Source organism: Streptomyces phaeochromogenes (assembly GCF_001418655.1).
Classification (GTDB): Bacteria; Actinomycetota; Actinomycetes; order Streptomycetales; family Streptomycetaceae; genus Streptomyces; species Streptomyces phaeochromogenes.
Genome location: NZ_LIQZ01000014.1, coordinates 1 through 23,525, shown reverse-complemented (window position 1 = coordinate 23,525; position 23,525 = coordinate 1). Strand labels below are relative to the sequence as shown.

At 70.9% G+C, this 23,525-nt stretch carries 19 protein-coding genes and 2 tRNA genes; 18 read left to right on the top strand and 3 right to left on the bottom strand.

Annotation, left to right across the window (positions count from 1 at the left end; all coding sequences use genetic code 11):
- Nucleotides 1–7: 7 nt before the first annotated feature.
- From nadD to AOK17_RS02425, 5 genes are all read left to right on the top strand, one after another.
- On the top strand, nucleotides 8–682 hold the full coding sequence (gene nadD, locus AOK17_RS02445; RefSeq protein ID WP_055610578.1) for a nicotinate-nucleotide adenylyltransferase: 675 nt from the start codon (nucleotides 8–10) through the stop codon (nucleotides 680–682).
- Between the two features lie 16 nt (nucleotides 683–698).
- Nucleotides 699–2,513: an LCP family protein gene (locus tag AOK17_RS02440; protein WP_055610577.1), complete on the top strand. Its 1,815-nt coding sequence runs from the start codon at nucleotides 699–701 to the stop codon at nucleotides 2,511–2,513.
- A gap of 389 nt (nucleotides 2,514–2,902) precedes the next feature.
- The gene (gene rsfS, locus AOK17_RS02435) at nucleotides 2,903–3,349 is read left to right on the top strand and encodes a ribosome silencing factor (protein ID WP_055610576.1); all 447 of its coding nucleotides are present in this window, start codon (nucleotides 2,903–2,905) and stop codon (nucleotides 3,347–3,349) included.
- Nucleotides 3,350–3,387: 38 nt separating this feature from the next.
- Nucleotides 3,388–4,047, top strand: coding sequence for a histidine phosphatase family protein (locus AOK17_RS02430; protein ID WP_055610605.1), 660 nt, complete (start codon nucleotides 3,388–3,390; stop codon nucleotides 4,045–4,047).
- A gap of 252 nt (nucleotides 4,048–4,299) precedes the next feature.
- Nucleotides 4,300–4,372: transfer RNA gene (locus tag AOK17_RS02425), tRNA-Ala, on the top strand.
- Between the two features lie 4 nt (nucleotides 4,373–4,376).
- Here AOK17_RS02425 and AOK17_RS02420 read toward each other — a convergent pair.
- The gene (locus AOK17_RS02420) at nucleotides 4,377–5,297 is read right to left on the bottom strand and encodes a helix-turn-helix transcriptional regulator (RefSeq protein ID WP_055610575.1); all 921 of its coding nucleotides are present in this window, start codon (nucleotides 5,295–5,297) and stop codon (nucleotides 4,377–4,379) included.
- Nucleotides 5,298–5,448: 151 nt separating this feature from the next.
- On the opposite strand from AOK17_RS02420, the gene AOK17_RS02415 reads away from it, so the two are divergent.
- The 4 genes from AOK17_RS02415 (at nucleotide 5,449) to AOK17_RS02405 (ending at nucleotide 7,739) form a co-directional block, all read left to right on the top strand.
- The gene (locus AOK17_RS02415) at nucleotides 5,449–6,873 is read left to right on the top strand and encodes an MFS transporter (protein WP_245696987.1); all 1,425 of its coding nucleotides are present in this window, start codon (nucleotides 5,449–5,451) and stop codon (nucleotides 6,871–6,873) included.
- A 66-nt stretch (nucleotides 6,874–6,939) separates the two neighbouring features.
- The gene (locus tag AOK17_RS54255; RefSeq protein ID WP_359851566.1) at nucleotides 6,940–7,113 is read left to right on the top strand and encodes a zinc ribbon domain-containing protein; all 174 of its coding nucleotides are present in this window, start codon (nucleotides 6,940–6,942) and stop codon (nucleotides 7,111–7,113) included.
- 3 nt (nucleotides 7,114–7,116) lie between these two features.
- Nucleotides 7,117–7,350, top strand: a complete 234-nt coding sequence (locus AOK17_RS02410) for a hypothetical protein (protein ID WP_010986886.1) — start codon at nucleotides 7,117–7,119, stop codon at nucleotides 7,348–7,350.
- A 316-nt stretch (nucleotides 7,351–7,666) separates the two neighbouring features.
- A tRNA-Ala gene (locus AOK17_RS02405) sits at nucleotides 7,667–7,739 on the top strand.
- 144 nt (nucleotides 7,740–7,883) lie between these two features.
- Here AOK17_RS02405 and AOK17_RS02400 read toward each other — a convergent pair.
- Entirely contained in the window at nucleotides 7,884–9,506 is a 1,623-nt protein-coding gene (locus AOK17_RS02400; protein ID WP_055610574.1) for an NADH-quinone oxidoreductase subunit NuoF family protein, read from the bottom strand.
- Nucleotides 9,506–10,807 carry a ferric reductase-like transmembrane domain-containing protein gene (locus AOK17_RS02395; RefSeq protein ID WP_206190656.1) on the bottom strand — a complete coding sequence of 434 codons (1,302 nt, stop codon included), beginning with the start codon at nucleotides 10,805–10,807 and terminating at the stop codon, nucleotides 9,506–9,508. The genes AOK17_RS02400 and AOK17_RS02395 overlap by 1 nt, the downstream gene beginning before the upstream one ends.
- Nucleotides 10,808–11,223: 416 nt before the next feature.
- Here AOK17_RS02395 and leuS point away from each other — a divergent pair, with 416 nt between their 5' ends.
- The 9 genes from leuS to holA form a co-directional block, all read left to right on the top strand.
- On the top strand, nucleotides 11,224–14,100 hold the full coding sequence (gene leuS, locus AOK17_RS02390) for a leucine--tRNA ligase (RefSeq protein WP_055610573.1): 2,877 nt from the start codon (nucleotides 11,224–11,226) through the stop codon (nucleotides 14,098–14,100).
- 205 nt (nucleotides 14,101–14,305) lie between these two features.
- Nucleotides 14,306–15,181: a hypothetical protein gene (locus tag AOK17_RS02385; protein WP_055610572.1), complete on the top strand. Its 876-nt coding sequence runs from the start codon at nucleotides 14,306–14,308 to the stop codon at nucleotides 15,179–15,181.
- A gap of 72 nt (nucleotides 15,182–15,253) precedes the next feature.
- The gene (locus AOK17_RS02380) at nucleotides 15,254–16,099 is read left to right on the top strand and encodes a DegV family protein (RefSeq protein WP_055610571.1); all 846 of its coding nucleotides are present in this window, start codon (nucleotides 15,254–15,256) and stop codon (nucleotides 16,097–16,099) included.
- 155 nt (nucleotides 16,100–16,254) lie between these two features.
- A complete protein-coding gene (locus AOK17_RS47955; protein ID WP_079052750.1) occupies nucleotides 16,255–17,430 on the top strand; it encodes a ComEA family DNA-binding protein in 1,176 nt (391 codons plus the stop codon).
- Between the two features lie 104 nt (nucleotides 17,431–17,534).
- On the top strand, nucleotides 17,535–20,087 hold the full coding sequence (locus AOK17_RS02370) for a ComEC/Rec2 family competence protein (RefSeq protein ID WP_055610602.1): 2,553 nt from the start codon (nucleotides 17,535–17,537) through the stop codon (nucleotides 20,085–20,087).
- A gap of 4 nt (nucleotides 20,088–20,091) precedes the next feature.
- Nucleotides 20,092–20,913 (top strand): arylamine N-acetyltransferase family protein, encoded by an 822-nt coding sequence (locus AOK17_RS02365; RefSeq protein WP_055610601.1) that lies wholly within the window; start codon nucleotides 20,092–20,094, stop codon nucleotides 20,911–20,913.
- A gap of 178 nt (nucleotides 20,914–21,091) precedes the next feature.
- The gene (locus AOK17_RS02360; protein WP_079052751.1) at nucleotides 21,092–21,973 is read left to right on the top strand and encodes a YceI family protein; all 882 of its coding nucleotides are present in this window, start codon (nucleotides 21,092–21,094) and stop codon (nucleotides 21,971–21,973) included.
- Between the two features lie 118 nt (nucleotides 21,974–22,091).
- Nucleotides 22,092–22,337, top strand: coding sequence for a hypothetical protein (locus tag AOK17_RS02355; protein WP_055610569.1), 246 nt, complete (start codon nucleotides 22,092–22,094; stop codon nucleotides 22,335–22,337).
- Between the two features lie 279 nt (nucleotides 22,338–22,616).
- On the top strand, nucleotides 22,617–23,525 hold a 909-nt coding region (gene holA / locus AOK17_RS02350), incomplete at its 3' end, for a DNA polymerase III subunit delta (protein WP_055610599.1).

Sequence of the window (23,525 nt, the reverse complement as noted above, 5' to 3'; positions counted from 1 at the left end):
TGCACGCATGGGAGAGCAGGACATGCCTACCGGTCCGGCGGGCGGCACGGCGCGGAGCGCACGGCGCGGCCCGGGAAACGGCCCGTCGAATCCGGGAAAGCGCCGCCTCGGCGTCATGGGCGGAACGTTTGACCCGATCCACCACGGGCACCTTGTGGCGGCCAGTGAGGTCGCCGCGCAGTTCCACCTCGACGAGGTGGTGTTCGTGCCGACCGGACAGCCGTGGCAGAAGACCGACCGCAAGGTCTCCCCGGCCGAGGACCGCTATCTGATGACGGTCATCGCGACCGCCGAGAACCCGCAGTTCTCCGTGAGCCGCATCGACATCGACCGCGGCGGCCCGACCTACACCACGGACACCCTGCGCGACCTCCGGGTGCTGAACCCCGACGCGGACCTCTTCTTCATCACCGGCGCGGACGCGCTCGGCCAGATCCTCACCTGGCGCGACGCCGAAGAGCTGTTCTCCCTCGCGCACTTCATCGGGGTCACCCGGCCCGGCCACATACTGACCGACACCGGTCTGCCCGAGGGCGGTGTCTCGCTCGTCGAGGTCCCCGCGCTCGCCATCTCGTCCACAGACTGCCGTGCGAGGGTCGCGAAGGGCGACCCGGTCTGGTATCTGGTGCCGGACGGTGTGGTGCGCTACATCGACAAGCGAGAGCTGTACCGCGGCGAGTGAGCCGAGAGGGGCACCGGTGAACGACCGATACGACGCTGGGTACGGGGGCGACCAGTACGAGCTCGTCGGCTACGACGAGTTCGGGCAGCCTGTGTACCGGCAGGTGCCGTCACCTTCCCAGACTCCCCACACTCCGGGGGCCCCTCAGGCCCAGCAGGAGTACGGCTCGTACGACCCCTACGGGGGGCAGGCGCAGGGGTACGGGCAAGGCCACCAGGGACAGCAGGCGTACCAGGGGCAGCAAGGCCACCAGGACCACCAGGGTCAGGGATACGGGCAGGGGTACGGGTACGACCCGTACGCGACGGGCCAGCAGGGGCAGCAGGCGTCGCCCGTGGTGTCGTATGACACCGGTCAGCAGCAACCTGTGGCGCCCTATGACACCGGTCAGCAGCAGGCCCACGCCCATGTCGCGGAGCAGACCGCCTACATCCCGCAGCAGGCGCGCCCCACGGAGTCCCCGGAGTCCCACGAGCCGCCTGAGGACGGGCGGCATGGAGACGGGCGCCAGGGCGACGGGCAGCAACAGGGCGAACGCGACTACCGGACCGAGCAGTTCGCCTTCGTGGAGGAGCAGCCCGAGGAGTCCGAAGACGTCATCGACTGGCTGAAGTTCACCGAGAACCGCACCGAGCGGCGCGAGGAGGCCAAGCGCCGGGCGCGCGGCCGTGTCGTCGCCCTGGTCGTGGTGCTCGCGCTGGTCGCGGTCGGCGGGGTCGGCTACCTCTGGTACGACGGCAGCCTGCCGGGAACGTCCTCCGAGGCGGCATCCGGGACGACCACCGCCGGCGGCGCCCAGAACCGCGACGTGATCATCGTCCACCTGCACAACACCAAGGGCGGCGGCACGGCGACGGCGCTGCTCGTCAACAACACCACCACCAAGCAGGGCACCACCGTCCTGCTGCCCAACTCCCTTGCCCTGACGGACGACAACGGCACCACGACCACGCTCGCCAAGTCGGTCGACGACGACGGGTCCTCCGGGACGCGCGACGAGATCGACACCGTGCTCGGGACCGACGTCGAGGGCACCTGGCGCCTCGACACCCCGTACCTCAACAACCTCGTCGAACTCGTCGGCAACATCGACATCGACACCAACGCGGACGTGCCGGACCCGGACGCGAAGAAGAAGGGCGAGGCACCCCTCGTCAAGAAGGGCGAGCAGCAGACGCTGAGCGGCAAGATGGCCGTCGCGTACGCCACGTACCGCGCCTCGGGGGAGTCGCAGAACACGCAGCTGGAGCGGTTCGGCCAGGTCATGCAGGGAGTGCTGCGCAAGCTGTCCTCGGACCCGCAGGCCGCGACGACCACCGTGCAGTCGCTGGCGCAGATCCTCGATCCCTCGCTGAGCGACAAGGACCTGGGCGCGTTCCTGGCCAAGCTCGCCGACCGCGCCAAGGACGGCGACTACAAGACGGCCCTGCTGCCGGTCCAGACGGACGGCAGGCTCAGCGCGCAGGCCAGCGACAGCGTGGTCAAGGACGTGCTCGGCGGTGCCGCGAAGAGCCCCGAGAAGGGCGCGGCCGTCCAGGTCGGCATCCGCAACTCGACGGGCGACGAGGACGCCACCGAACAGGCCCGGGTCGTCCTGCTGAACGGCGGCTACACCTTCGTCGACGGCGGCCGGACCGACGTCGCCCAGGCCGTGTCCCGGATCACATACGCCGACGCCGCGAAGAAGGCGGACGCGGTGGAGGTCGCCAAGACGCTGGGCCTGCCGACGAGTTCGGTGAAGAAGGGCAGGACCACGTCGAACGCGGACGTGTCGGTCGTACTGGGCCAGGACTACAAGGTGGGCGGCTCGGCGGGTTCGTCGGGCGGGTGACGCGCGGGTGACGGGCGGCGCCCTCGGGGTGCCCGGGCCTCGCGGCGGGCCGGGCACTTGGTGCAGGCGCTCGGCGCGGCCACCCGGTACAGGCACCGGGGCCAGGCACTCCGTACAGGCACCGGGCCCGCACCCGTACAGGTACTGGGCGAGTCCGGGTGCGGGCCGGGAAGCCCCTGAGCGCCGCCGCGTGATCGGTTAATCGCGTGGGGTGCTGTCGGCGGTCCGTGAGACCCTTGGGGCAGGGCCTGCCCGGCGGAGCAGGCCGGAGGCGTGCGAGGGCGTCCGGCAAGCGCGGACGCGCGTGCCAGACCCCGCGTCTCCGGCATGATCCGCCGCACAGGCCCCAGCCCCTCGGGGACTCCTGACCGTCTACGGAAAGCCTTGTAGTGACCGCCACTGACCGCTCTCTCGAGCTCATCACCACCGCCGCGCAGGCGGCCGCAGACAAGCTCGCGCACGACATCATCGCGTACGACGTCAGCGACGTGCTGTCGATCACGGACGCCTTCCTGCTGGCCTCCGCGCCCAACGACCGCCAGGTCAAGTCGATCGTCGACGAGATCGAGGAGCGGCTGAACAAGGAGCTCGGCACTAAGCCGGTGCGCCGCGAGGGCGACCGCGACGCCCGCTGGATCCTGCTCGACTACGTGGACATCGTGGTGCACGTCCAGCACAGCGAGGAGCGGGTGTTCTACGCCCTGGAGCGGCTCTGGAAGGACTGCCCCGAGCTGGACCTGCCCGCGGACGCGAAGGCCACCCGCGGCAAGGGCGCCGAGCACGCCGAGCTCCGGGACGCGGAGGACGCCGCCGAGCTGCGCGGAGAGCTTCGGTGACCGCCGGGGCGGAGCGTCCGGCGGCGGACGGCAGGCCGTTGTCCGAGGCCGGGAAGAAGGCGGGCCGTGGGCGCCGCGTCATCCTGTGGCGCCACGGCCAGACGTTGTGGAACGTGGAGCGCCGCTTCCAGGGCACGACGGACGTCGAGCTGACCGAGACCGGCGTGGGCCAGGCCCGCCGCGCCGCCCGGCTGCTCGCGTCCCTGAAGCCCGACGCGATCGTCGCCTCGGACCTGAAGCGGGCCGCGAACACGGCCGCCGAGCTGTCCGAGCTCACCGGCCTCGACATCACCCACGACGAGGGCCTGCGCGAGACCTACGCGGGCGTCTGGCAGGGACTGTCGCACGAGGAGATCATCGAGCGGTTCGGCGACCAGTACGCGGCGTGGAAGCGCGGCGAGCCGGTGCGCCGGGGCGGCGGTGAACTGGAGACCGAGGTCGCCGACCGCGCGGCCCCCGTGGTCCTCCGGCACGCCGACAAGCTCCCGGACGACGGCACGCTCGTGGTCGTCAGCCACGGCGGCACGATCCGCACCACCATCGGCCGCCTCCTCGGCCTGGAGTCCCAGCACTGGGAGAGCCTCGGCGGCCTCTCCAACTGCTGCTGGTCCGTCCTCGGCGAGGGCGCCCGCGGCTGGCGACTGCTGGAGCACAACGCGGGAACCCTGCCGGAGCCGGTACTGGGAGACGACGACTAGGCGCTCGCTGGAAGCCTTCCGGGCTTCCGGCCGGGCCCCTCCTCCGTGGTGCTCGTGACGTCCGGTGCGAGCCCGCTCCTTCGAGGTGCTCCTGACGTCCGGCGCCGGCCGTCGCGGGGCACTCGCAGGGCACGTCGGCGGGCCTTCCGTCCGGCCTCCGATGCCCCGCGGGACCGGATTTCACTTTCCGGCTGGTCGCAGGCTAAAGTTCTTCTTGTTCCGCCGCCGGGAAGCCGGGGTCGGACACCGCAAGGGGCTATAGCTCAGTTGGTAGAGCGCCTGCATGGCATGCAGGAGGTCAGGAGTTCAATTCTCCTTAGCTCCACAGATCAGCACCGCAGATCGATGATCCCGTTCCCGTCAGGGGGCGGGATTTTTCGTGCTCTCCGCTGCCGCCGGATCTCCCTCAGCCGCGCGGCCCGCGCGCTCGTCTCCTCGTCGGCCGGCCGGTAGACCACGACCCGGCACTCCGGCATCCCGTCGACCGACAACGACACCGACGTCATCCGCAACTCGCCCACCGCCACGTGCCGGAACGTCTTCACGCGCGGTCCCGGCGGCGCCACGTCCCCGTTCCGCCACAGCCGGGCGAAGTGTCCGCTGACCTCCGACAGCCTGCGTATGAAGTCCTCCCACACGGGCTCGCCCACATGTCTTCCGTACGCGGCCCGCAGCGTCGCCACCATCACCGGCAGCTCGCTCTCCCGGAACACCAGCGGGCAGTCCTCCTCGGAGGCCGTGAACAGCGTCCACAGCGCGTTGCGGACGCCACCGCCGGACGGGCGCGTCTCCGGCACGAAGAACACGTCCCGGTAGGCCGGGTTGGTCGCGAGGATGTCGTACCGGGCGTTGTAGACCACCGCCGGGCTCGGGTCGAGGGCGTCGACGATCTCCTGGACCTCGGGACCTATGGCCAGCGCGGTCGACTCGGCGCCGTGCGTGTACGGCACCTCCGCAAGGTCGTACAGGTGCTCGCGCTCCGGCAGGTCGAGCCGCAGTGTGCGCGCCACTGCGTCCAGCACCTGCGGTGACGCGTTGATCGGCCGGCCCTGCTCCAGCCACGTGTACCAGGTGACGCCGACCCCCGACAGCTGCGCCACCTCCTCGCGCCGCAGCCCGGGCGTGCGGCGGCGCAGACCCGGCGGCATCCCCACGTCGGCCGGTGTCACCCGCGCCCGCCTGCTCCGCAGGAAGGCGGCCAGCTCCGGCCGACGCCGCTGTGTCGTGGTCATCGTCGTCACGTCCCCCATCGTCGACCTCGGGCCCAGCCCCTGCCAGGTGCTGTCAGTACCAGCATCGACGGGCTCTCCACACCCGTACCCGCCCGCCCCCACGCTCGATGCCATGACGACGACAACCCCCGCGGGCCCGGACTCCGTACCAGGATCCGGCCGCGGACCAATGCCTGCCCCAAGTAAAACTCCCGGCACTGACAATCGCCCCGGACGCCTGCTCGCGATCGTCCTCGCCGCCCAGTTCATGGCGCTCCTCGACGTCTTCATCGTCAATGTCGCGGTCCCCACCATCGGCGCCGAACTCCACGCCTCCGGCGCCGAATTGCAGCTGGTGGTCGCCGGATACGCCATCACGTACTCCGTCCTGCTGATCACCGGCGCCCGCCTGGGCGACCTGCTCGGCCACCGCCGCGTCTATCTGGCCGGCCTCGCGCTGTTCACGGCGGCCTCGCTCGCCTGCGGACTCGCCCAGGGCACGGGCGAGTTGATCGCCTTCCGGCTGATCCAGGGAGCCGGCTCGGCCGTGATGATCCCGCAGGTCCTCAGCCTCATCCAGCGGAACTTCACCGGTGAGGCCCGGGGAAGGGCCCTCGGCCTCTACGCGGCGGTCCTCGCGACCGGCGCCGCGGCCGGGCAGGTGGTCGGCGGGATCCTGGTCAGCGCGGACCTGTTCGGCACGGGCTGGCGCCCGGTGTTCCTGGTGAACGTGCCCGTGGGCCTCGTACTGCTGGCGCTCGGCGCACGTGTCCTGCCGCGCGACGACGCACGCGCCCCGGAGCGCGCGCACCGGCTCGACCTGCCGGGCCTGGTGCTCCTGGGCGCGGCCGTGTCGCTGCTCACGGTGCCGCTGGTGCTCGGGCAGGAGAAGGACTGGCCCCTGTGGTCCTGGCTGTCGCTCACGACCGCCGCGGTCACCTTCGCCCTGTTCTGCGCTTACGAGTCCCGGCTCGCCCGGCGCGGCGGCACCCCGCTGATCGCGCCCAGGGTGCTGCGCCACCCCGGCATGGGGCTCGCGGTCTTCCGGATCATGGCCGTGATGGCGGTCAACGGAGGCTTCCTCTTCGCGCTCACCCTGCACGTCCAGGGCGGCCTCGGCTTCAGCGCGCTGCGCGCGGGACTCACCTTCGCGCCGACCGCGGTGGTCTTCGGGCTGGTCGGGCTGACCTGGCGCGGGTGGCCCGCGTCTTGGCAACGCGCCCTGATCCCGGCCGGGTTCGCGCTCGCCGCGGTCTCCGTCGCGGGCGTGGGCCTGGCGCTGCGGGACGGCCACGGGGCCGGCTTCTGGCTGTACGTCGCCTTCGCCGGCGTCGGTACCGGGCTCGCGCTCGGCTTCAGTCCCACTCTCACGCGGGCGCTCGCCACCGTGCGCCCCGAGGACGCGGCGGACGCCAGCGGCCTGCTCGCCACGGTCACCCAGCTCGGTCAGCTGATCGGTGTCGCGATGTTCGGCACACTCTTCTTGAATCGGCTTGAGTCACTTGGGGCCCCGGGGGCGTATACCTCTTCGGACGCGCTTCTCGTCTGCATGTTCGCGCTGGCCGCGACCGCCGCGACGGGTGCCGTGTCCGGACTGGTACGAAGGCGTCGCTGACCGTATTGGCCCGGCCGTGGCAGAATCAAACGGCCGGAAGGGGCGGCCCGACGGGAGGGAGTGGCGATGCCTGCGAGCATCCTCGGGGAGGTCGGCGACCTTCCCGGATCCGAGGTGATACGGGATCGGATCACTCGCCTCGACTGCCCTTCCTGCGGTTCGGCCCATGTCGCCCTGCTTTTCGGTGACAGCGGCGGAATTTCCTACGTGTGCACGGCCTGCGGCCACAGCTGGAGCTGAACGATGGGTGCACACAGGCGCAAGTGCGATTGGTGCGGCAGTGGTACGCCCATCGTGCGCGACATGGAGCCGGTCAACCACGACTACCAGTACTGGTGCGAGGAGTGCGCCCGGGCGCTGATCATAAAAGGCGACCCGATCGAGACGTACCGCGAGCTGGAGGGCGAGCCGATCTACGGCCGACTCCTCGACGAGCACTGCACGCTCAAACGGTTCTATTCCTTCGCCACTGCCTGACGCCGGCCGGGGTCTCGCCACGTCGCGCACGCGACGACGGCTCAGGCGCGCCTCCCGCGCGCTTCCGGGGGCACGGTGACCCGAGACCCCAGGAAGCCCGTGAGGGCCGCCGAGACGGCCCGCCAGACGTCCTCCACGCGCGCGTGGAGGACGAGCGGGAACAGGGGGCGCGATCACGGTCACGAAGGCGGGCGCTATCCGACGCGCCATCCCTCTTGTCCGGCTTGTCCGTTCGTCCGGGAAACGATTTGGTGGTGCACCGGGGGGACCGGTAATGTTGGCGTCGCCGCCGGGGAAGTCCGGTGGAACACCGCGAGGGGCTATAGCTCAGTTGGTAGAGCACCTGCATGGCATGCAGGGGGTCAGGAGTTCAAATCTCCTTAGCTCCACAGCAGTTGAAGGCGGGTCATCCGAAAAGGATGGCCCGCCTTTTGCATTGGTCCGCTCTTGTGTCTCTTGCTTGCGTCTCTGTTGCGTTGCTTGGGTCTCTTGTTGTGCGGTTCGGCGGCCCGGTCTCCCGGGCCGCCGGTGGGTCAGCGTCCGCGGCCCAGGGCTCGGCGTCCGCCGCCACCGCCCTCGCGTACGGCGGGGAGGTTCTGGCGGGGAGCCGCTCCGCGGGTGTCCTCCTCAAGGCGCAGCGCGAGCGCCGGGCAGCGGCGTACGGCACGCAGCGCCTTCGCCTCCGCGTACCGGGGCACCCCCGCCTGCGCGACGGTCGGGAAGCCGTCGGCGCCCAGCTGGAAGACCTCCGGGAGGATGTCCGCGCACAGACCGTGTCCGCGGCACAGCGTCCAGTCGACGTAGATCTTCTGGCGGCTGGGGCCCTGCTCCGGCTCCGCCTGGCCGCCCGGGATGCCGGTGGGCTGCTGGCCACCCTCGAAGAGCGGCAGAACGCCCTCCACGGGCCGTCCGCAGCCGTTGCCGAGGACATGCGCGGCCAGGTCGTCGGTGAACGCCTTGATGGTCGACTCCAGGAACATCGCGGAGCCGTCCGGGTGCGAGCAAGCGCCGCGCCGCTTCACGGCGTTGGCGACCTGCTTGAGCGCCTCCAGGGCGGCGGGGCCGCCGCCGTTGAGGATGTCCTCCATGCCGCGCGCCGCGGCGGGCAGCCCGAGGTAGCAGGGACCGCACTGTCCCGCGCTCTCCTCCGCCAGCCACTGCGCCACCCGCAGCGACTCGCCCAGCGGGCAGGTCGCCGTGCTGATCGGCAGGATCGCGCCCGCGCCGAGCGCACCGCCCACCGCGTCCAGGGAGTTGCGCGAGACGATCGCCTCGTTGACCGTCGCCGAGTCCAGCCACTTGCCGTGGTACCCGCCGGTCAGCACGCCCTGCGGCATCGGCGGGGCGCCGGCCAGTTGCAGGATGTACCGCAGGGGTACGCCCGTGGGGGCCTCGATCACCATCGGGCGGGCGACCGCTCCTGAGACGGTGAGCATGACCGTGCCGGGCTCGTCGTACAGACCGGTGTTGCCGTAGCGCTCGGCGCCGATGCGCGCGGCGATCGCCAGCTGGGCGAACGTCTCGGCGTTCGACAGCAGGGTCGGCGCGCCGCCGACACCGTTCTGCGAGGCGCTGGTCTTGCGGCCCGGCGGGATCGCGGGACCGCCGTCGATGGAGCGGACGAGCGAGGCCGCCGCTCCGGTCACCATGCGGACCGGATTGCGCTGCACGCGCGCGCGGATGGTCGCTCCGCGCCGGTTGGTCAGCCCGCGCTCGGAGAGCGCCGCCTCCATCGACCGCTGCGTGGACTCGCGGGTCACACCGACGACCAGGGTGCGTGCGCCCAGCGCCTCGGCGACCAGCAGGGCGCCGTCCAGGATCAGGTGCGGGGCACGGTTGATCATCACCGTGTCCTTGCGGCAGGCGGGCTCGTCCTCGCTTCCGTTGACGACGACCACCGGACGCACACCGCGGCGGATCGCCGCCTCGGCGACCGACCGCAGCTTCTTGTGGAACGGGAAGCCCGCGCCACCACGGCCCTTCAGATTGATGCGCTCGGAGAGCTGCGCGAGCTGCTCACCGCCCATCGGCTCGAGCGGCCCGTGCACCTTCAGGTGCATGGGCAGGTCGAGTCTCTCGACGAGATCGAAACCGGAGGTGAGCTGGGGAAGGCCCACCACTCGGACTTCGGGGACGTCGGGAAGGGCCTCGTTCACTAAAAGCCTCCGGAAGGCGCGTTCCAGGGTTCGCCGTTGCTTGGTGCCTCGTAGGAACCGGGCAGCGTTTCAGTGGCGGGACCGCTGTTGTACGTGTCGTTCGGGTTGTACGTACCGAGGGGGTCGTTCGTCTCACCGGTGTCGTACACATCACTTGTGCCGTACGCGGGGACGGCGCCGGTGTCGTACATGGCGTTCGCGTCGTATGTGGGGATCGTCCCGGTGTCGTACGTCGGTGTTCCGGCGGGGCGCGGCGGGGCCTCGTAGAGCGGCGGGGACGGGGCCGGCCAGCGGGGCCCGGTGTTGCCGTCGACGCGCGGCATCGCCTCCGTGGCCTGCATGTCCATCGGTACCTGCATCGGGTCCTGCGCGCGCGGGGTGTTGACGGCCCGGTAGGCGGCCGCGAAGCCGCCGGTGTCCGTGAGGGATCCGGTGTCCGTGAAGGACGCCGAGTCCTGGAGGGCGGAGCGCTGCGGGGACTCGTACGACCCGGACGGGGACGACGTCCGTTGCGAGGGAACCGCCATGTCCGGGAAGCCTGGACGGCCGCCACCGCCGGGCAGCGAGGAGTCGGCGGCACGGCGTGCCCCGGGCTCTTCGCGGTAGGACCGGTTGCCGCCGTCGAGCAGGGACAGGACGCGCCTGGCGACCTTCCGCTTGAACGACAGGGGCGCCGACCGCAGGAGCAGTGCGCCCATGACGGCGACCAGGGCCAGGCTGTAGAGGATCACGAAGACGGGCTTCGCCTCGCGCCCGGCGAAGAGGCCGTGGATCAGGGCCGAGCACCAGGCGGGGTAGGCCAGCATGTGCACCGCGCGCCAGCGGCCGGCGACCTGCACGGTGGACGAGAAGGCACTGCGCAGGGCGCCGGTGAGGGCCGTGAGGACCATCAGGAGGCCGGCCAGGGTGCCGAAGCCGATGAGCGCGTTGGAGCCGGACACGCCTAGGCCGAAGGGGATCACGACCGCGATCGCCGACGTGTGGTCGAGTGCGAGCTTGACCGAGACGTGCAGCAGCAGGAAGCCGACCGAGCCCACCGCCGTGCTCCTGTGCACGGCCTGGGCTATCAGCCTCTGGCGCGTGTTGAGGAAGACCCGGTCGGTCGCGACGAGCCCCCAGAGCACCGAGAGGGTGAGGGACACGAGCGACAGCACACCCGCGCCGAAGTTGAGGAAGTCGCGGAATGCGTCACCTCCGACCACGACGACGAGGGGTATCAGCAGCAAAGCGGCAGCCGTCACTCCGCCCCGGACCGATCGGCTCGGCTGGGTGAGCGTGCTGTTGTTGCGGCGAGAGTTCATGGGGGCAACTCCGAACAGTTCGGGAAAGCGGTCCCGCTGCCGCACTCTAGGTCGAGCCATACCGAGGGGTACGAGGTTTGAGTTATTGCGCTGTTATCAAAGGGCTGCGAGGGAGTTGTGATGTCCCTTAGAGGCCCTTACGCGAAGTAACTTTTGACTTTTGTTCAGCTTCTGTCGACCTGGTGCGGGCGTGACACGCAGTGCCGCAGCGTAGCCGAAAGCGCGTCGCGGTCCGCTCGGCCGCTGCGGTACCCTGACGCCATGCGTGCCGTACGCCTTCTGCTTAGTGAGCCGCGCTGATCAATCCCGGTCGCCGGAAAACCGCGACCGGCATCGGCGCGGCGCCCCCTCCTGTGCGAGGGGTTTTTTCATTTCCTGAGCCGCTGGCAGAGACGATCGATGGAGCTTTGAGGATCATGAGCGAGACGAACAACGCTGCCGCTTCCGAGGTGGCCGCGCCGCACCGCTACACGGCCGCCATGGCCGAGCAGATCGAGGCACGCTGGCAGGACTTCTGGGACGCCGACGGCACGTACGAGGCGCCCAACCCGAAGGGTGACCTGGCCGGAGACCCCTCGCTGGTCGCCAAGCCCAAGAAGTTCATCATGGACATGTTCCCGTACCCCTCCGGTGCGGGCCTGCACGTCGGTCACCCCTTGGGCTACATCGCCACCGATGTATTCGCCCGGTATCAGCGCATGACCGGCCACAACGTCCTGCACACCCTGGGCTTCGACGCCTTCGGCCTGCCCGCCGAGCAGTACGCGGTGCAGACCGGCACGCACCCGCGCGTGTCCACCGAGGCCAACATCGAGAACATGAAGATCCAGCTGCGCCGGCTGGGCCTGGGCCACGACAGGCGCCGGTCGTTCGCGACGATCGACCCGGACTACTACAAGTGGACCCAGTGGATCTTCCTGCAGATCTTCAACTCCTGGTACGACGACGAGGCGGACAAGGCCCGTCCGATCGCCGACCTGGTCGCCCAGTTCCAGACCGGTGAGCGCGCCGTACCCGGTGGCCGTTCCTGGAGCGAGCTGACCGATGTCGAGCGCGCCGACATCCTGAGCGAGTACCGCCTGGCGTACGCCTCCGACGCGCCCGTCAACTGGTGTCCCGGGCTGGGCACCGTCCTGGCCAACGAGGAGGTCACCGCCGACGGCCGCTCCGAGCGCGGCAACTTCCCCGTCTTCAAGGCCAAGCTGCGCCAGTGGAACATGCGCATCACCGCCTACGCGGACCGCCTGCTGGACGACCTGGACGCACTGGACTGGCCCGAGGCCATCAAGCTGCAGCAGCGCAACTGGATCGGCCGCTCCGAGGGCGCCCGCGTCGACTTCCCCGTGGACGGCGAGGCCATCACGGTCTTCACCACCCGCCCGGACACCCTGTTCGGCGCCAGCTACATGGTCCTGGCGCCCGAACACCCGCTGGTCGAGAAGTTCACCCCGGCCACCTGGCCCGAGGGCACCCACGACGTCTGGACGGGCGGGCACGCCACCCCCGCCGAGGCCGTCGCCGCCTACCGCGCGCAGGCCGCCTCCAAGTCCGACGTGGAGCGGCAGGCCGAGGCCAAGGACAAGACCGGCGTCTTCATCGGCGCGTACGCGACCAACCCGGTCAACGGCGAGCAGATCCCCGTCTTCATCGCCGACTACGTCCTGATGGGCTACGGCACGGGCGCGATCATGGCCGTACCGGCGGGCGACCAGCGCGACTTCGAGTTTGCGCGCGCCTTCGAGCTGCCGATCCACTGCATCGTCGAGCCGACCGACGGGCGCGGCACCGACACGTCGACGTGGGAGAACGCCTTCGGGGCGTACGACGCGAAGATCATCAACTCCGCCAACGACGACATCTCGCTGGACGGCATGGGCGTCGCCGACGCAAAGGCGCGCATCACGGAGTGGATGGAGCGCAAGGGCATCGGCCACGGCACCGTCAACTTCCGGCTGCGCGACTGGCTGTTCAGCCGCCAGCGCTACTGGGGCGAGCCCTTCCCGATCGTCTACGACGAGGACGGCATCGCCCACCCGCTGCCCGAGTCGATGCTGCCCCTGGAACTGCCCGAGGTCGAGGACTACTCGCCGCGCACCTTCGACCCGGACGACGCGAACACGTCCCCGGAGACGCCGCTGTCCCGCAACGAGGACTGGGTCGACGTCACGCTGGACCTGGGCGACGGCCGCGGCCCGCGCAAGTACCGCCGCGAGACCAACACCATGCCCAACTGGGCCGGTTCCTGCTGGTACGAGCTGCGCTACCTGGACCCGCACAACTCCGAGAAGCTGGTCGACCCGGAGATCGAGCAGTACTGGATGGGCCCGCGCGAGGGCCAGCCGCACGGCGGCGTCGACCTGTACGTCGGCGGCGCCGAGCACGCCGTACTGCACCTGCTGTACGCACGCTTCTGGTCCAAGGTGCTGTTCGACCTGGGGCACGTCTCCTCGGTCGAGCCGTTCCACAAGCTGTTCAACCAGGGCATGATCCAGGCCTACGTGTACCGCGACAGCCGTGGCATCGCCGTACCGGCCGCCGAGGTGGAGGAGCGCGACGGCGCGTACTACTACCAGGGCGAGAAGGTCTCCCGGCTGCTGGGCAAGATGGGCAAGTCCCTGAAGAACGCGGTCACTCCGGACGAGATCTGCGCCGAGTACGGGGCGGACACGCTGCGTCTGTACGAGATGGCGATGGGCCCCCTGGACGTGTCGCGGCCGTGGGACACGCGCGCGGTGGTGGGCCAGTTCCGGCTGCTGCAGCGGCTGTGGCGCAACGTCGTCGACGAGGCCACCGGTCAGGTCACCGTCGTCGACACCGAGCCGGACGAGCAGGCGCTGCGCGCCCTGCACAAGGCCATCGACGGAGTGCGCCAGGACCTGGAGGGCATGCGCTTCAACACCGCCATCGCCAAGGTCACCGAGCTGAACAACCACCTGACCAAGGTGGGCGGCCCGGTCTCGCGCACGGTCGCCGAGTCGCTGGTGCTGCTGGTCGCGCCGCTGGCCCCGCACATCGCCGAGGAGCTGTGGCGCAAGCTGGGCCACACCGACTCCGTCGTCCACCGGGACTTCCCGGTCGCCGACCCGGCGTACGTCGTGGACGAGACCGTGACCTGCGTCGTGCAGATCAAGGGCAAGGTCAAGGCGCGTCTGGAGGTCTCCCCGTCGATCTCGGACGAGGAGCTGGAGAAGGTCGCGCTGAGCGACGAGAAGGTGGTCGCCGCGCTGGACGGGGCGGGCATCCGCAAGGTGATCGTGCGGGCGCCGAAGCTGGTGAACATCGTTCCCGCGTAGCTCCCGTGTAGCGCCCGTGTAGCTCCCGCGTGGACGGAGGCCCGAGCGGGCCGGGGGTAGGCCGGGGGTGGTTCCCCCTTGTCGGGGTAGTCCCCTACGGGCAGGTTGGGGGTTCCGCTGGAACCCTCGGCCTGCCTTTTCCGTTTACCGTGGAAGAGCCGGCCGGCATTGCCGGGCACGGGAAGCAGCACCCGAGAGGATCGTCATGGAAGCCGTGGTCGCAATCGTGGCGCTGATCTTCGTGCTGTTCGTCGCGCTGGGGGCGTATGCCACGGTGAAGGTGGTCGGCGCGGCCAAGCGCGGAGTGGACCGCACCGTCGCCCAGGCCCGCCGCACGGTGGAGGACTCCACGCTCAGGGCGAAGACCTTCGCCCAGCCGGGCCCCCAGGGCGAGATCGCTCAACTGCGCCTCTCCTTGCGTACGTCGATGCGTGCCACCCAGGACGCGCTGCACGCGGGCGTGACGGAGGACGAGTCGCTGAAGGAGTCCCTGGCGCTCTTCGAGCGGCTCAGCGCCCATGGCCACGAGCTGGACGGCGAGCTGAAGCGACTGGAGCGCGAGCCGGACAGGAACCGTCTCACCGAGCGTCTTCCCTCGCTGAGGGAGCGCACGGAGCAGATAACGAAGTCCGCGGACGCCCTGCGCTGGGCGGCCCGCGACCGTGCCCAGCGCTTCGGGAACGAGGACCTGGACTCGCTGAGCACTCAGATCGACATGGAGGCGGGCGCGCTGCGGCACTGGACGACGGAGCCGGCTTCCACGGGGACGTCATCGGATCCGTCCTCCGCGGGGGCGTCCGGTCCGTCCGCAGGGGCGCCTGGTTCCTCGGCAGGGATGCCCGGCCCGCCCGCAGGCGTGCCTGGTGCGGCGTCCGCGCGGACGCCGGAGCCGGCCGCGGGACAGACGCCGCCCCCGGCCTCGTGGCCCGCGGCGCCGCCCGTCCCGGCCGATCAGCAGACCTGGCCGGAGAGCCCCGAGTCGCGCAGGGCCGAGGAGCCCACCCGGGCCGCGATCGACCCGCCCGTGCAGCGACAGGCCTACCCTTGGGAGAAGAAGCCCCGCCCCGAGAGCACGACTTGATCCCGCCTGCCCGACCGCAGGTGGGAGGGGGCGGACTGCCGCCCACGCTGACTGACAGGTAACCTCCAGCTCATGTCCCGCCATGTCGCGATCGTCACCGATTCAACGGCCTACCTGCCGCCACGGACGATGGAGCGCCACGGCATCACCGCGGTGCCCCTGACCGTGGTCCTCGGTGACCAGGCACTCGAAGAGGGCACCGAGATCTCGGCCCGTTCACTCGCCCAGGCGCTGCAGAAACGACGGTCCGTCACCACCTCCAGGCCCAGCCCCGAGGTGTTCGCCGAGACCTACCGCAGGGTCGCCGAGTCCGGCGCGACCGGCATCGTCTCGCTGCACCTGTCCGCGGAGTTCTCGGGCACGTACGACGCCGCTGTCCTCGCCGCGCGCGAGGCGCCGGTGCCCGTGCGGGTGGTGGACACCGGGATGGTCGCCATGGCCCTCGGCTTCTGCGCGCTGGCCGCCGCCGAGTCCGCCGAGGCGGGCGGCACGGTCGACGAGGCGGTCACCGCGGCGGAGAAACGGGCCGCGGGTACGTACGCGTACTTCTACGTGGACACCCTCGACTATCTGCGGCGGGGCGGCCGGATCGGGGCGGCGCAGGCGCTGCTCGGGTCGGCGCTGGCCGTGAAACCGCTGCTGCAACTGGACGGCGGGCGCATCGAGCTCCTGGAGAAGGTGCGGACCGCGGGCAAGGCGATCGCCCGCCTGGAGGAGATCGTGGCCGAGCGGGCGGGCAGCGCGCAGGTCGACATCGCGGTCCACCATCTCGCCGCGCCTGAGCGGGCGGCGGCGCTCGCGGAGCGGTTGCGGGTTCGGGTGCCGGGGCTGGCCGATCTGCATGTGAGCGAGGTCGGGGCGGTGATCGGGGCGCACACCGGGCCCGGGCTGCTGGGGGCGGTCGTTTCGCCTCGGTGAGGTCGGCTCTCCTCGGTTCGGTGAAGTCGGCTCTCCTGGGTTCGATGAGGTCGGACTGGCTCGTGTGGGTGACGGAGTTATCCACAACTGGGCGGTAATCCCCGGGAATTGAGCAAGATCATCGCGGGTCGGCGGTTGTGCCCGATTCTCGTCGCATGGCACTTCGATCACCTTCACGGACAGCGACAGCAACGAGCGGGCCGGGCCGGGGCCCGGTCTCCGACAGCCGAACGCGGCACAGCCACCGCCGACATCACGACCACAACAACCGCCACCGTCACCGCTATCGCGGCAGGTCCCGGCGCCGAGAAGCCTCCGCGGAGGCGTTGCGCCTGCGCGCGGAGACACTCTTCGGCGAACGGACGAGAGTGCGCGGGGAGTTGCGGCATGGTCCGCCGGTGGTGTCGGGGCCGGAGGGGTGGAGTCGTGGCGGTCGCGGTGTGGTCGCCGCTGTTGAGACCGATCTTGAGACCGATGTTGGAACTGGCGTTGAGGGCGGCGTTGGAACTGGCGCTGGCGCTGGCGCTGGCGTTGGAGTCGGAGCTGGTGCCGGGGCCCGAGCCGGGGCCGTGTGGCGGGAGCGGACCGGGCTTGCCGTCCGGGAGCGGATGCCCTTGTGGCTGCAGTCCAGGTGCGGGCTGGAGCGGAGGAGTGTGGTCGCGCTCACCGTGGTCCTCGTGGTCGCCGCTGTCTTCGCCGCGCAGCACTTCTGGTCGGGGCGGACTCAGCCGGTACGGGCACCTGAAGTGGTGCGGGCCGTCGGTTCGTACGGGGGAGAGAGCGAGGGCGGGCAGGAGGCGGCGGCCGGATCGTCCGCCGCCGCACGGGATCCCGTGAGTGTGGCCGGTACGGCAGGTGCTGGCGGTGCCGGTGCTGGTGCCGTGGTCGTGGTGGACGTCAGTGGCAAGGTGCGGGAGCCCGGTATCCAGCGGTTGCCGGCCGGTTCCCGGGTCACCGATGCCCTCCGGGCGGCCGGCGGGGTGCGTCCAGGTACGGACACCGAGGGACTCAACCGGGCGCGGTTGCTCGTGGACGGTGAGCAGGTGGTGGTCGGAGGGCCTCAGGCTGTCGCCGGGCCCGGTGCGGCGGGCGGTCCTGGTGCCGTGGGCTCCGGCGGAGCCGCCGCGGGGGCTGCCGCCGCTCCGGTCGGCCTCAACACGGCCACGCTGGAACAGCTGGACACCTTGCCCGGTGTCGGCCCCGTACTCGCCCAGCACATCATCGACTACCGCACCCAGCACGGCGGCTTCCGTTCGGTCGACGAACTCCGCGAGGTGAACGGAATCGGCGACCGCCGTTTCGCCGATCTGCAGAATCTCGTACGGCCATGAGGGGCCCGGAGACGCACGGTCCGGCGGGGCCGGGAGCGAGGCAGGCCTCCGCGGCGCCCGGCGTGGCGAACGGCGCTCTGCGATTCGACGACCGCCGCCCGGGCGTGCACGCCACGTCCGGCAACCCGCTCGGTGCAGCCCATCCCCGCCAAGAGGCGCCGACGGATCTGCGGTTGGTGCCGCCGGCACTGGCGGCGTGGGCGACGGCGGCGTTGGCGCTGGACGCGCCACCGGGGTGGGTTGCCGGTGTGGTGATCGTCTGCGTGGTCGTGGCCGGTGGGCTGTTGGCCACCAGCCGAAGCCGCGCGAGCGGTGAGCCGAGGTCGCATCATCGGCCGGAGCCGGAGCCTGGGCGAGGCGGTGTGCCGCAAGGTGGTTCGCGGCGAGGTCGATGGCCTTCGTGGTCGAAGATCTCCGTCGCCGCTGTGTTGCTCTGTGTCGCGGGGGCGGCTGCCTCGGGCGGTCTGCACGGCGCGGACCTGCGGCGTGGCCCCGTCCCGGAGCTGGCGCGGCAGTACGCCCAGGTAACCGCAGAGGCGGAGGTCACCTCGGATCCACGGCTGACGCGTCCACGGATCAAGGGCAATCACGCGGCTCCGACCGCCGTCCTGCTCAACGCCGAGGTCAGACGGGTCGAGAAGCCGGACGGGACGGTGGCGGAAACGCGAACGCCGGTGCTGCTGATCGTGGACGCGGGCGCGCGGGTGGCCCGTGAGCGGCAGGGCTCGCCCTGGCTCTCGCTTCTGCCCTCCACGAGGGTGCGTGTGACGGCACGGGTCGTGCCTCCGCTCGGAGACAGTGACCGGATCGCGGCGGTGCTGCGCGTGCGCGGCAGCGGCCCGCCGCGGGTGGTCGGGCAGCCGTCGGACACGCAGCGGTTCGCCGGAGAGCTGCGAGGCGGGCTGCGGGCGGCGACCGACGGGCTGGAGCCGGACGCACGGGCGCTGTTGCCGGGCCTGGTGGTGGGGGACACCTCACGGGTCACGCCGGAGCTGGACGAGGCGTTCAAGGCGACGGACCTCACACACATCCTGGCGGTGAGCGGCGCCAACTTCACGATCCTGCTCGCCCTGCTCATCGGGCCACCCGGTCGTGCCCAGCAGGCGGAGCGCCGAGGGCTGGCACCGCGGCTCGGCATCCCGCTGCGGGCGACCGCCCTGGCCGGCGGGGCGCTCACGCTCGGCTTCGTCATCGTGTGCCGGCCGGACCCGAGTGTGCTGCGTGCCGCGGCCTGCGGCTCGATCGCGCTGCTGGCCATCGCGACCGGCCGCCGCCGATCACTGATCCCGGCGCTGGCCACGGCGGTCTTGCTGCTGGTGCTGTACGACCCCTGGCTCGCGCGGAGTTATGGGTTCCTGCTGTCCGTGCTCGCCACCGGCGCCCTGCTCATGCTGGCCCCGCGGTGGAGTTCCGCGCTGCGGAGGCGTGGGGTGCCACCGCGGTTGGCCGAGGCGTTGGCGGCTGCGGGGGCCGCGCAGGCGGTGTGCGCTCCGGTGGTCGCAGTTCTCTCGGCCCGGGTGAGCCTGGTGGCGGTGCCGTGCAATCTGCTGGTGGAGTTCGCGGTCGCGCCGGCGACGGTGCTGGGCTTCGCGACCCTGGCCACGGCTCCCTGGGCGATGCCCATCGCCAAGGCGCTGGCGTGGTGCGCGAGTTGGCCCGCCGGGTGGATCGCTGACATCGCACGTGCGGGGGCCGCGCTGCCGGGCGGAGGAGTGGACTGGCCGGGCAGTTGGACGGGCGCGCTGCTGCTCGCCCTGGTGATCGCCGTTGTGGTGCTGGTCGGCCGCAGACTCCTGAGACACCCCTGGCTCAGCGCGGCCTGTGGAGTGCTGCTTCTGCTGGTGATGGTGCAGCCGCCTCCTCTCACCCGGGTGATCACGGGCTGGCCGCCGCCCGGCTGGCGGTTCGCGATGTGTGACGTGGGACAGGGCGACGCGACGGTGCTCGCGGCGGGCGACGGGGCCGGTGTCGTGGTCGACGCGGGACCGGACCCGACGCTGGCCGACCGGTGCCTGCGCGCGCTCGGCATCACACGGATCCCGCTCGTCGTACTGACCCACTTCCACGCGGACCACGTAGCCGGGTTGCCGGGCGTGCTGCGCGGGAGATCGGTGGGCGCGATCGAGACGACGGGCTTCGAAGAGCCGCTGGACCAGGCGGAGTCCGTCCACCGGCAGGCGGCGGCCCGGCAAATCCCGGTGACGCGGGCGGTGGCGGGGGAGCGGCGTCGCACGGGTGCGCTGGACTGGCAGGTCCTGTGGCCGCCGCCGGAGCGAGCCCCGGGACCCGAGGGGCCGAACGACGCGAGCGTCACCCTGCTCGTACGGTCGGCGGGGCTGACGCTGCTGATGCTCGGAGACCTCGAACCGCCGGCACAACAGGCACTGCTGCGGTCCCCGGCGGGCGCCGGTCTGGGGAGCGTGGACGTGCTCAAGGTCGCCCATCACGGGTCGGCCTATCAGGATCCTGACCTCATACGCCGGGTGTCGCCGCGCCTCGCCCTGATCTCCTGCGGCGCCGACAACCCGTACGGGCACCCGGCACCGAGCACGGTGGCGGCGCTTCGGGCCGGGGGTGCGGAGGTGCTGCGTACGGACGAGGACGGGGCGGTCGCCGTGGCAGGAGGGGGTGAGCGCCTGCTGGTGGCGGGAGACTGAGGGCATGAAACCCGCACAGGCTGATGCCTACCTCCGCCGTATCGGCGCCGCCCACCCCGCCTGGCCCACCGCCGACGTACTGCGTGAGCTCCAGTTGCGCCACCTGCTGACCGTGCCGTTCGAGAACCTTTCGATCCATCTCGGCGAGGAGATCGCGCTGGAGGAGGAGCGGCTGCTGGACAAAGTGGTGGGTTCCCGGAGGGGCGGTTTCTGTTACGAACTGAACGGGGCGTTCGGGATGTTGCTCGGGGCGCTGGGATTCGATGTGACATTTCTCGCGGCGCGTGTGTACGGGGAGGAGGAGCGACTGGGGATTCCGTTCGACCATCTCGCGCTGCGGGTGCGGACGGTGGACGGGGGCGACTGGCTCGTCGACGTCGGATTCGGGGCGAACAGCCACTATCCGCTGGCTTTTGGGGAGCGGGGCGAGCAGGCGGATCCGGGTGGCGCGTTCCGGGTGATCGTGGCCGGGGCGGATCCGGCGGGAGTGCGAGGGAACGACAGGCGGTTCGGGGACCTGGACGTCGTGCGGGACGGCAGGTCGCAGTACCGGCTGGAGACCCGGCCGCGGGTGCTCGGGGACTGCGTGGCCGGAGCCTGGTGGCACAGCACCTCGCCGGCCTCGCACTTCACACAGTCGCTCGTCTGCTCGCGGCTCACCGAGGACGGCGGGCGCGTCACGCTCAGCGGACGCACTCTCACGGTCACGAACCCCGACGGCGGGAAGGAAGGCTCCGAACTGGCCACGGACGAGGAGGTGTTGGCGGCATATCGGGAGCGGTTCGGGATCGAGCTGGAACGCGTCCCGGTTGTCAGGAAAGGCTAATTCCGAGGGAAAGGCATTAACAGAACTGCCAATTCGGGCTACTCGTGCGTAGTCCCAGCACATGTGCTGGATTCCTGCGATGTGGTCGTCTGTTGCCTCGAAAGTCGCATCAGTGGTCGAATACCTCCTCCGCAACGGTGATTTCACAACGTTCGTCTCGCGCGAGGGTGGGTCGCACATGGTCGGCAGCTGGCTGGGGAAGCGTTCGAATCGAACGCAACGGGTGGATCGTGTCGCCGCGGTGCCGATGCCGGCCGGGGCCGGAGTGCTCACCTGCCGGGTGCTGGATCCGGTCAACCAGCCGGTGTCGCATGCCGAGTTCGTGGTCATGGACACGGCGGGGCGAAAAGTGGTCGGCGGGGGGCTGGATCCGTTCGGGTCGTTCACGGTGACGGTGCCGGCGGGCGAGTACCGGCTCGCGGTGTCGGCCGAGGGATACGCCCCGTTCCGGACGAAGGTCACGGTGGAGGAGAACGAGCTGGCCTCGCTCGGCGAAGTGACGCTGCACGTCGCCCGGCCGACCGCACTGCCCCGGCCGGGGGACTGGGAGATCGAGCCGACGCATTCCACGATCGGGTTCACCGCCCGGCACATCGGGCTGGCCAAGGTGCGTGGCAGGTTCAACACGTTCGCGGGGGTGATACGGCTGGCGGAGAGTGCCGAGCAGTCGGCCATGCATGTGGTGATCGACGCGTCGTCCATCGACACCAATGTGAAGATGCGGGACGACCATCTGAGGTCCGCGGACTTTCTGGACGTCGACCGGTTTCCGACGCTGGAGTTCTACAGCGACCGGTTTTCGCACCGGGGTGGCAACCGGTGGGCGGTCACCGGGGCGCTGTCGCTGCACGGGGTGACGCGGACGGTCACGCTCGACACGGAGTATCTCGGCGTCGGCAACGGCATGGAGGGCGAGGTGCGGGCGGCCTGCCGGGCCAGCACGGAACTGCGCCGCGACGACTTCACGGTGAGCTGGCAGACGATGCTCGCCCGGGGGATCGCCGTGGTCGGCCCGAGCATCACGGTCGACCTGGACATACAGATCGTGCCCAAGGGCTGACGGGTCTGATGGGGCCGCCCGGTCTGCGGGTCTGCCTCGGCCGGCGTGTCTGACCTGGTGTTTTGTTGGGAGGTCGCCCTCGGCGCGGAGTGTTGTCCGCGTACCGGAAAATGGCCGGGTGAGCGATGTGAGACATGTACTGGTCCTGCCCGACCGCGATGCCGCGCACGAGGCGGCGGAGGCGCTCGGGGAGCGGTTCGCACTCGACGAGGAGCCGCAGCTCGTACGGGACGCCCTGGCTGGCGAGGACGACGCCGAGGACGCGCAGTGGCTGCTGGTCCTGCGGGACTCGGACGGGCGGCTCGATGCGGGGGAGCTGGACGCGTTCGCGGGGGAGTGGGACGGGTGGCGCGAGGAGCCGTAGGCCGCGGTCGCGGGTGAGGACCAGTTCGGCCGCCGCATGACCGTGGGCTTGGCCCTAGGCCCTAGGCCCTTGGCGGGCAGGCGGGCTTCCGTGCGGGCGGCGGGCCTCAGCGCGGCCGACGGCTCGCCCTGCAGCTGCCTGCCTTCCACTGGCGCCGGGTCGCCCTTCGGCTGACGGTCCACCCGATGGCGGGCGCCCACCCCACGGTCCACCCCATAGCGGGCCGTCCACCTCGCGGGCGGAGTCCGTTGTCAGTGGTGCGTGGGATGCTTGGGCGCGATGGCCAGGAACTCTGCACAGGACAACCCGCTCGCCCCCGTCACGATCGCCGTCGGGCAGGAGGACCTCCTGCTCGACCGCGCTGTGCGGGAGGTGGTGGTCGCCGCGCGGGCCGCCGACGCGGACACGGATGTACGGGACCTCACGTCGGACCAGTTGCAGCCGGGCACACTCGCCGAGCTGACCAGTCCGTCGCTCTTCGCGGAGCGCAAGGTCGTCGTGGTGCGCAACGCCCAGGATCTGTCGGCCGACACGATCAAGGACGTGAAGGCGTATCTGGGCGCCCCCGCCGAGGAGATCACGCTCGTGCTGTTGCACGCGGGGGCGGCCAAGGGCAAGGGGCTGCTCGATGCCGCGCGCAAGGTGGGTGCGCGGGAGGTCGCCTGCCCCAAGATGACGAAGCCGGCGGATCGGCTGGCCTTCGTGCGGAGCGAGTTCCGGGCGCTGGGGCGGTCCGCCACGCCTGAGGCCTGCCAGGCGCTTGTCGACTCCATCGGGAGCGATCTGCGGGAGCTGGCGTCCGCCGTGACGCAGCTTGTCTCGGACATCGAGGGGACGATCGACGAGGCCGTCGTCGGGCGGTACTACACGGGTCGGGCCGAGGCTTCCAGCTTCACCGTGGCGGATCGGGCGGTCGAGGGGCGGGCGGCGGAGGCGTTGGAGGCTCTGCGGTGGTCTCTGTCGACCGGGGTCGCGCCTGTGTTGATCACTAGTGCGTTGGCGCAGGGCGTGCGGGCCATCGGGAAGCTGTCGTCGGCTCGTGGGGGGCGGCCTGCGGATCTTGCTCGGGAGCTGGGGATGCCGCCTTGGAAGATCGATCGGGTTCGGCAGCAGATGCGGGGGTGGACTCCGGATGGGGTTTCTGTTGCGCTTCGGGCGGTTGCGGAGGCCGATGCGGGGGTGAAGGGC

What these genes read in the sequence shown, in the direction of transcription:
- nadD (WP_055610578.1), top strand. Translation starts at nt 8, where the DNA reads ATGGGAGAGCAGGACATGCCTACCGGTCCGGCGGGCGGCACGGCGCGG.
- AOK17_RS02420 (WP_055610575.1), bottom strand. Translation starts at nt 5,297, where the DNA reads ATGGGGGACGTGACGACGATGACCACGACACAGCGGCGTCGGCCGGAG.
- AOK17_RS02415 (WP_245696987.1), top strand. Translation starts at nt 5,449, where the DNA reads ATGCCTGCCCCAAGTAAAACTCCCGGCACTGACAATCGCCCCGGACGC.
- AOK17_RS54255 (WP_359851566.1), top strand. Translation starts at nt 6,940, where the DNA reads ATGCCTGCGAGCATCCTCGGGGAGGTCGGCGACCTTCCCGGATCCGAG.
- AOK17_RS02410 (WP_010986886.1), top strand. Translation starts at nt 7,117, where the DNA reads ATGGGTGCACACAGGCGCAAGTGCGATTGGTGCGGCAGTGGTACGCCC.
- AOK17_RS02395 (WP_206190656.1), bottom strand. Translation starts at nt 10,807, where the DNA reads ATGAACTCTCGCCGCAACAACAGCACGCTCACCCAGCCGAGCCGATCG.
- leuS (WP_055610573.1), top strand. Translation starts at nt 11,224, where the DNA reads ATGAGCGAGACGAACAACGCTGCCGCTTCCGAGGTGGCCGCGCCGCAC.
- AOK17_RS02385 (WP_055610572.1), top strand. Translation starts at nt 14,306, where the DNA reads ATGGAAGCCGTGGTCGCAATCGTGGCGCTGATCTTCGTGCTGTTCGTC.
- AOK17_RS02380 (WP_055610571.1), top strand. Translation starts at nt 15,254, where the DNA reads ATGTCCCGCCATGTCGCGATCGTCACCGATTCAACGGCCTACCTGCCG.
- AOK17_RS47955 (WP_079052750.1), top strand. Translation starts at nt 16,255, where the DNA reads ATGGCACTTCGATCACCTTCACGGACAGCGACAGCAACGAGCGGGCCG.
- AOK17_RS02365 (WP_055610601.1), top strand. Translation starts at nt 20,092, where the DNA reads ATGAAACCCGCACAGGCTGATGCCTACCTCCGCCGTATCGGCGCCGCC.
- AOK17_RS02360 (WP_079052751.1), top strand. Translation starts at nt 21,092, where the DNA reads ATGGTCGGCAGCTGGCTGGGGAAGCGTTCGAATCGAACGCAACGGGTG.